The organism is Aeribacillus sp. JST-2 (assembly GCF_056032925.1).
The window spans coordinates 1-6,951 of record NZ_JBVVUU010000070.1; the positions used below are offsets into that span (position 1 = coordinate 1).

General features: G+C 39.4%; 7 protein-coding genes, 1 tRNA gene and 1 pseudogene. 4 read left to right on the forward strand and 5 right to left on the reverse strand.

Going from position 1 to position 6,951, the window contains the following annotated elements; genetic code table 11:
* Window positions 1–219: 219 nt before the first annotated feature.
* The gene (locus AC0KTX_RS16225) at window positions 220–636 is read left to right on the forward strand and encodes a YugN-like family protein (protein ID WP_474253113.1); all 417 of its coding nucleotides are present in this window, start codon (window positions 220–222) and stop codon (window positions 634–636) included.
* On the opposite strand, the gene AC0KTX_RS16230 is transcribed toward AC0KTX_RS16225, so the two are convergent.
* Together AC0KTX_RS16230 and AC0KTX_RS16235 are read right to left on the reverse strand one after the other, a co-directional pair.
* Window positions 617–1,612, reverse strand: coding sequence for a potassium channel family protein (locus AC0KTX_RS16230; protein WP_474253114.1), 996 nt, complete (start codon window positions 1,610–1,612; stop codon window positions 617–619). The two genes, AC0KTX_RS16225 and AC0KTX_RS16230, sit on opposite strands and share 20 nt — an antisense overlap.
* Window positions 1,609–1,863, reverse strand: a complete 255-nt coding sequence (locus AC0KTX_RS16235) for a hypothetical protein (protein WP_474253115.1) — start codon at window positions 1,861–1,863, stop codon at window positions 1,609–1,611. Before AC0KTX_RS16235 ends, AC0KTX_RS16230 begins: the two co-directional genes overlap by 4 nt.
* A 657-nt stretch (window positions 1,864–2,520) precedes the next feature.
* On the opposite strand from AC0KTX_RS16235, the gene AC0KTX_RS16240 reads away from it, so the two are divergent.
* Entirely contained in the window at window positions 2,521–3,192 is a 672-nt protein-coding gene (locus AC0KTX_RS16240; RefSeq protein WP_474253119.1) for a zinc metallopeptidase, read from the forward strand.
* A gap of 91 nt (window positions 3,193–3,283) precedes the next feature.
* Window positions 3,284–3,685, forward strand: a complete 402-nt coding sequence (locus AC0KTX_RS16245) for a secondary thiamine-phosphate synthase enzyme YjbQ (protein WP_474253116.1) — start codon at window positions 3,284–3,286, stop codon at window positions 3,683–3,685.
* A gap of 14 nt (window positions 3,686–3,699) precedes the next feature.
* On the opposite strand, the gene AC0KTX_RS16250 is transcribed toward AC0KTX_RS16245, so the two are convergent.
* Window positions 3,700–4,503 carry a protein-glutamine gamma-glutamyltransferase gene (locus AC0KTX_RS16250; protein ID WP_474253117.1) on the reverse strand — a complete coding sequence of 268 codons (804 nt, stop codon included), beginning with the start codon at window positions 4,501–4,503 and terminating at the stop codon, window positions 3,700–3,702.
* Between the two features lie 421 nt (window positions 4,504–4,924).
* Here AC0KTX_RS16250 and AC0KTX_RS16255 point away from each other — a divergent pair.
* Window positions 4,925–4,997: transfer RNA gene (locus tag AC0KTX_RS16255), tRNA-Ala, on the forward strand.
* A 95-nt stretch (window positions 4,998–5,092) separates the two neighbouring features.
* Here AC0KTX_RS16255 and AC0KTX_RS16260 read toward each other — a convergent pair.
* Window positions 5,093–5,281 carry a hypothetical protein gene (locus AC0KTX_RS16260; protein ID WP_474253118.1) on the reverse strand — a complete coding sequence of 63 codons (189 nt, stop codon included), beginning with the start codon at window positions 5,279–5,281 and terminating at the stop codon, window positions 5,093–5,095.
* Between the two features lie 311 nt (window positions 5,282–5,592).
* A pseudogene (locus tag AC0KTX_RS16265) lies at window positions 5,593–6,600 on the reverse strand (IS30 family transposase).
* Window positions 6,601–6,951: the final 351 nt, after the last annotated feature.

Genomic DNA, 6,951 nt, shown 5'->3' on the forward strand with positions numbered 1-6,951 from the left:
TTCTAACCAAGGAATCGGTTCATGTCTCTTTTTATGTTTATTTGTAAATTTATGTTAGTAAATTTGCTCAAGTACAGATTGTTAGATAGATCCTGTCAATCATGTAACCTTTATGAAAGGATTTCCGATCAATCCATAAGCCGTTTATCCTCTTTTTTTATGACTACTTTTGAACGAATAGGCAAATATAATAACAAAACAGCAGGAAGGGGTTATAACATGATTGAAATTGCATCTTCTCTGGAAGGAAAAACATTTCCACTTTACCAATTGGAAGAGGAGTTAAAACCAAAAGGGTTTTCAATCGGCGGAAACTGGGAATATGATCACGGCTATTTCGACTATCAGATGGGGATTGAGGACGGGTATCATTTTTTGCGGATCCCCTTTCGAGCAGTGGACGGACAACTAGACTCCCACGGGACTTCTGTTGAGATCGGCCGTCCGTTTCTTCTTGCCCACAAATATCAAGAGGGGCTCGACGATCATTCTTTTGTTGGAAATGTTCAAGCGGCCATGAACCAATTTGCAGAGCCGGCCGACAAAGACGCAGAAGTGCCGGACAAATATGTTGATTTAGGAAAATCACTTGTACAGGAACTGGAAAAGAATCTCCTTAATTCTTCAACGCAATAACGAGGTCTTTGTCGATCAACGTCAGTTGACGGGGGGGATTAAGAAAAATTTCCTCCCGTCTATTTATGCCGATCAGAATGGTGCCTTGTTGGAACATATTGTCATGCAATTGTTGGAATGTTTTCCCTATATGTTGTTTTGGAACCGGCTCCATCACGAGATGCGTCCCGTATGTTTTGGAAAGTTCAAAGACAACTTTTGAAAAATTGTTTTGGAAAAGGAAACTGTTTATCATGGCTTGGCTTGTCACTTGAAAGGATTGAATAATTTCATCGGCTCCGGCCCTTTTGGCGTTTAATGCTTGCGTTTTCGTCATCATTTCGCAAATGGTAAAAACGGATGGATTTAGTGCTTTGATTGTTATCAGTACCAGTACGGAAAGCATGTCGGCATCCATTTCATTTTTATGTTGATTTGCTGTAATGAAGACGGCTTTCGCTTCTCCTATGTTGGCTTTTATTAACGTTCGGTCTTCTGCGGGGTTTCCTTTAATAAAATGAATCATGTTGTCAATATAAGGAGATTTATTTAATGTTTGATCGATAAGAACTATTTGGCTGTACGGCCTGACTGATTTTAAAGTTTCTATGATTTCTTTTGTTTTTTCATTCCAGCCGACAATGATAAAATGGTTATGCCCTTTAAACGGCAATGTTCCGTCAATATACGCATTTTGCTTTTTCACAGCTGCAGCGGACAAATGGGTGAAAAAGGAAGTCAAGAAACCAACACCGGTAAAAATTAAAAGCATCCCTAATACACGTCCAAAAAAAGTTTTCGGAACGAAATCGCCGTATCCTGTTGTGGACATTGTCACAAGCGCCCACCACATTCCTTCAAAAGGAGTCGGGAATTCCTTCGGTTCAATGCATGAAATGAGATAGCCGAACAAAATTAAAATGGACAGGGCGATCACGCACATACGGAGAAAGATCGGCCATTTTAAATATTGAATCCAGAGCTTCATTGATTTCATGTTGAACTCCCTTTCGTCTCGGCGACAAAAGAAAAAATTTCCCTGATAATTGTATTGATTTTTTTCGTTACAGCCTCTTTACCGTATGTTTCCATGGCAAACTTAATAGCTTGAACAGTTTGCTCCTCCAACTCGATGATGTTCAGATCTTCTTCCGACTCATTATACAGTTCGATGAACACATCCAGTGCTTCGTTCATCTTATCGATCGATGTGCTTAACTGATTTTTTTCATCTTTGGTGAGCTTCATCTAAATTCGCACAGGATACCCCACCTCGGAAAGGAGAAGGCGGATAAAAAAAGTAAAGGTGGAGAAGGAATGGGCGCTAATGTTAGCGAAACACACCCCCGTGCTTCCTCCTTTCGGTGTCATAATGTATAATAAAATTAAGAGCGATAATTAAGAAAACCTGTTGTTTGTAGATATTTCAGAAACTTGCTTCAATCTAAGTTGTCGAAGAAGGATATACGCTGTTTTTGAGAAGATGTACATACCGGCAGCAGGGTAAATTCTTCAATTTCATCAACTAATGAAGAGGTCAAGCTTACAGCCGGCACCGATTAAGCTTTAAAGCATTAGATTGGCAGTTCAAATTGGAACCAAACCGATTCCGTATTAGTATGTACAAAAATAATTATGGTCATGAAACCTTTCGCATTCGTTTCCGTAATAGAAGTATGGACAGTTTTCGTTTTACAGGAAATGATTAAAGGCAGGCGGTGCTGTTCATATTTTGTCAAGCGGTTTGCATGTAATCGTCCGTATCACCGTAAAATAGGTGATAAAGGTTTATGTTTTCTTTTTGATTTAATGAAATCAAAATTCTGTACGAACAGAGCAAAAAATTGATATATTATTGTTAGTTAATATTTTATCGGGAGGAAGATGAAAATGTTTTTTCATCCAATGGATATTCTGATTTTCATTGCTTTCGGAATATCGATTTGGGCGCAGTTTCGAGTACAAGGGAACTTTTCAAAATTTTCGAAAGTCCAAGCTTCGAGCCATTTAACGGGAGCGGAAGTTGCGCGGAAAATATTGGATCAAAATGGTTTATATGATATTCCTGTCGAACCTGTACGCGGAACTTTGACAGACCACTACGATCCGATACACCGCGTTGTTCGTCTATCAGAGCCGGTTTATTTTGGCAGCTCAATCGCGGCAATTTCCGTTGCTTCTCATGAATGCGGACATGCGATTCAGCATAAAGAACGCTACGGTGCGCTTGTTTTAAGGCATAAAATGTTTCCGATCGTGAACTTTGCGTCTGGGATTGCGCCGTTCTTGCTTTTGGCCGGTTTTTTGCTTCACAGCTTAAACCTGTTGGGATTAGGAATCGTCTTTTTCTCTGCGGCCGTTCTGTTCCAGCTCGTCACGCTCCCTGTAGAGTTTAATGCCAGCTCAAGAGCGAAAGCGATAATGGTAAGTGAAGGGTTCATTCGAAACGAAGAAGAGCACGGGGTTAATAAAGTGTTAAATGCCGCAGCTTTAACATATGTCGCCGCTGCTTTGATTTCGCTATTGGAATTGATTAAATTTGTATGGATTTTCTTGCAACCGTCACAAGAAGAGTAAAATGGATAAAAGCGGGGCAGGCTGTTGAGATAGCCGCCCCGCTTGTTTTTTTGAAAAACAAGTGAACTTTTAAAATGAAAGGGGAATCGGGATGTTAAAACAATTTCATTTGAAAACAAATCGGCACGATGAATTGATTGACATTACAAATGAAATTCAACAATTTGTTGATGAAAGTGGGGTTGATGAAGGTGCTGTGATCGTTTACTGCCCGCATACAACGGCTGGAATTACTATAAATGAAAATGCGGATCCCGATGTGAAACGGGATATGATCCGTCGCTTTGATGAAGTGTTTCCCTGGGAGCACCGGCTTGATCGCCACATCGAAGGGAATACGGCATCCCATATGAAAGCGAGTACTGTTGGCGCTTCGCAGCATGTGATCATAACGGAAGGAAGATTGCTTCTTGGTACTTGGCAGGGCATTTATTTTTGCGAATTTGATGGCCCCAGACAACGTACATATTATGCCAAAATATTAAGAGGGTAGCCTGTGCGCCCTCTTTAAAAGGTATAGAAAGACTGGCCGACTCTTGCTCGAATACTCGCTTCTCCTCTCTGCTGAGAAGTTCTTTGATAGCCTGATAAATATTTGTAGTTTGGCCTCGTCACTTGGTTTAATAAATAAGCTGATTCATTTGCTTGTTCTTTGCGTTGTCTGTTTAAAGCCTCAATAATTCCTTCTGCCTGACGGATGCCGATTCCGTGTCCGTAATGTAGATTGTTCCCGAGGAAAATGGTGTTTTCTCCCCGCCACTGAGGCGTTTCCGGGTTGAAATCCGGATTTTTAAAATAGAGGCAATCCCCCGGAACAAAATCATTGCCTGATGTTGTATGGATGCCTAAATCTTTGTCATAATGCCAATCATACAACACAAGATCTTGAAATAAATAGTTGAACGGTTCATCTCCTATTGAGTCAAGAGCGGCTTTATAGAATACGATCACAATCGCGGTTGCGCATTCAAATGCGTATTTTGATCCGTTAAGAAAAATGTCTCTGATTCCATCAGCTGGTTGAACATCGCTTTTCAGCAAAAATGCCCCTTTATTATTGAGATTCCAAAAGCGCTCATTGCAATACGATTGCTCAAATGTAGCAAATTTTGCCCTGCTTTTTAAAAGTTCAATAGCTGCTGCTACGGTTTGCAGGCGAAACAGAACTTCGAATTTTAACTGCTTCATATTATCAAATTGGTACATTTTACGATGGGTTGTCATCCATTCAACGATTTCCTGCTCTTTAACGTTAGGAAAAAATGTTTTCAGTTCTTTAAACGTTTTCGGCATATTTTTTATCACGATCATTTTCGTTCCTCCTCTTTATCCATTATATGGGCTGATTCAGCTTTCGTTCCTTTTATGAAAAATCATTCCTTCATGAGGAGGATGTAGAAAAGTGCACAAGCCAGTACTGTTTAAAAGGGGAAAGGGGTATTAGGTAAATTGATAGTGGGGGAACGGATGAAGAAGTGGATATGTTAAATCGGCAATTAGAGAAAAGCGTTCCATCTTTTTTTATGCACAGCCGTTCAGCTAGCTCGGTCGATACTTTCTTTTATTCAAAACATGTGGCCGCATATTGCTATTTGGTGACTTTGTTATTTTTCAGAGGCATTACGTTTCTCTGCTTCATTCAGCAACGTCCATTCCACATCACATTCTGTATTTTTGACTTGTATTAAAAAAAACTTCGCGTTATAATATTGTTGTGACTGAAAAAAATAGAGGGGCATTAGCTCAGTTGGGAGAGCGTCGTGCTGGCAGCGCGAAGGTCAGGGGTTCGAGCCCCCTATGCTCCATAGAAAAAAACCTTGAAAATCAAGGTTTTTTTCTTTTCTCAAATGTCTTTTTGTCCTTTTTGCTTTAGTTTTCATTCAGTTAACTAATATCCATTTTAAAAGGATAATTGTTGGTAAAAATAATTTGTGAAAAATGCGAAGATAAAACCGAGCGGAAACGAAAAAATAACCGTCCAGCCGTTGACCTTGGCTGTTTCCCCGCTTATTCTTAATGCTTCTTTATAGCCGTATGCAAAATGAAAAAGAGTTAGAAAGTAAGAAATGAGCATCAATTCAAGTTCCATTTTTTATTTCCCTGCCCTTCTTTTCTCTCTTGATTCTATTAGATTCTTGCTTGTCCATTTTTATTACAGAAATTTATAAAAAGAATTGGTCTAAATTGTAATATTAAATGCAACACTTATTTAGAGAAAATTGGATAATCAACTAGACTAACGGTTTACGACGATAAAGCTATAAAATGGCCAACTTTATAGGGAGGGGCAGGCATGGTAGCCTTGTTGGGCTCAGCCAGCTTCCTTCTAGCTGGCTTCCTGCTGGGGAATCATGCCTGCTGGAGGCTCGATGTCAAGTTGCTAGACACCTTCCTCCAGTTTCAGGAAGCTAATCGGGAAAGCTCTTCCTGAAAACATTCTTCAGGTGTTTTATATCCGAGTATTTTCCTTGGCAATGGGTTCCACCAATTTTGGGCATAAGCTATGGTCGCATATATGGCTTTTCCTTTGGGAATAAAGCGTCTGATTAAGCCATTGTGCCGTTCAATCGCGCCGCGCTCACAAGAACTATAAGGATGAGTATAATAAATCTTCGTATCAATTTCCTTTACAGAGAGGCTGAGTTCTGCAAATTCAGATCCATTGTCCGAAGTAATGGACTTGAATATTTGGTCGAATTTTGTACCATAGTTTGTTCTTCATCCTGCAATCATCTTGTTAATCGACACGCTATTCTTGGCATTAACCTTGAAAATAATCTCATTGCGAATTTTCCTTTCAGTAAGTGTCATGAGCACTTGATCATTGCTTTTTTTGCCACTGACTGTGTCGATTTCCCAATGCCCGAATTCTTGCCGTTGTTTGATTTCTTCTGGTCGTTCATCAATACTTTGACCTAAGATGCGCTTGTTTTTGCGTATACGTTTGGTTTTCGTATTGAATCGCATTTTCATTGGTAGATCCATGATTTTAACCTTGATTAGCCCTTTGTCTATATAGTTATAAAGGGGTTTTGTACAGACGATTTGATCAAACTTGTTTGTTCGTTTAGCATGTCCCCAAACGGCATCGGGAGACCAATCATCTTCCAAGATTTTTTTCTCTGCAAATTGGATATAGTCAAAGGCTGAATCAAGTTTTAATTTAGCACCACAGGCTTTACGGTTCTCCTCGTAACGAATTTGACCTGTTTCTGGAAAATAAGTCTCGAAAAAGTTGTGGTCTGATTTCATTTGTCTAGTAGTGCCGCAGTTTAATTCGCGAGAAATCGTACTCTTGTGACAACCAATGGCCTCTGCGATTTCCCGCGGTGATTTTCTTTCTGCATGAAGCACAGCAATTTTACCGCGATCGAACGGGGTGAGGTGTTTAAAAGTTCGTTTGGTTATGGTAGACTTTCATTGAACCATAGATAACCCCTCCGTTTGATTGTTTTTTCGTCGAGTTAATCATAACACGGTTTGTCTATGGTTTTTTATTTTTTCTACCGTTGCATTTAATTGTACAACTAACCTTTTTTATGATTTTTTTGTTGACAAAAATAACTGGCCGTGATATTATTTGATTCGTCGCTGTTTTGAAAGATTGATTTTAAAAAAAGAACTTGACTTCATTACTGATTGGGTGTATATTGATTAAGCCGCTGTTAAAAACAGCAAAAAATGATCTTTGAAAACTGAACAAAACGAAAGCGTTCCTGTTGATTCAAGAAATGAGCAGATATGAGGATAAACTTTTTT

Coding starts and splice junctions, on each gene's coding strand:
- AC0KTX_RS16225 (WP_474253113.1), top strand. CDS start 220: ATGATTGAAATTGCATCTTCTCTGGAAGGAAAAACATTTCCACTTTAC.
- AC0KTX_RS16230 (WP_474253114.1), bottom strand. CDS start 1,612: ATGAAATCAATGAAGCTCTGGATTCAATATTTAAAATGGCCGATCTTT.
- AC0KTX_RS16235 (WP_474253115.1), bottom strand. CDS start 1,863: ATGAAGCTCACCAAAGATGAAAAAAATCAGTTAAGCACATCGATCGAT.
- AC0KTX_RS16240 (WP_474253119.1), top strand. CDS start 2,521: ATGGATATTCTGATTTTCATTGCTTTCGGAATATCGATTTGGGCGCAG.
- AC0KTX_RS16245 (WP_474253116.1), top strand. CDS start 3,284: ATGTTAAAACAATTTCATTTGAAAACAAATCGGCACGATGAATTGATT.
- AC0KTX_RS16250 (WP_474253117.1), bottom strand. CDS start 4,503: ATGATCGTGATAAAAAATATGCCGAAAACGTTTAAAGAACTGAAAACA.
- AC0KTX_RS16260 (WP_474253118.1), bottom strand. CDS start 5,281: ATGGAACTTGAATTGATGCTCATTTCTTACTTTCTAACTCTTTTTCAT.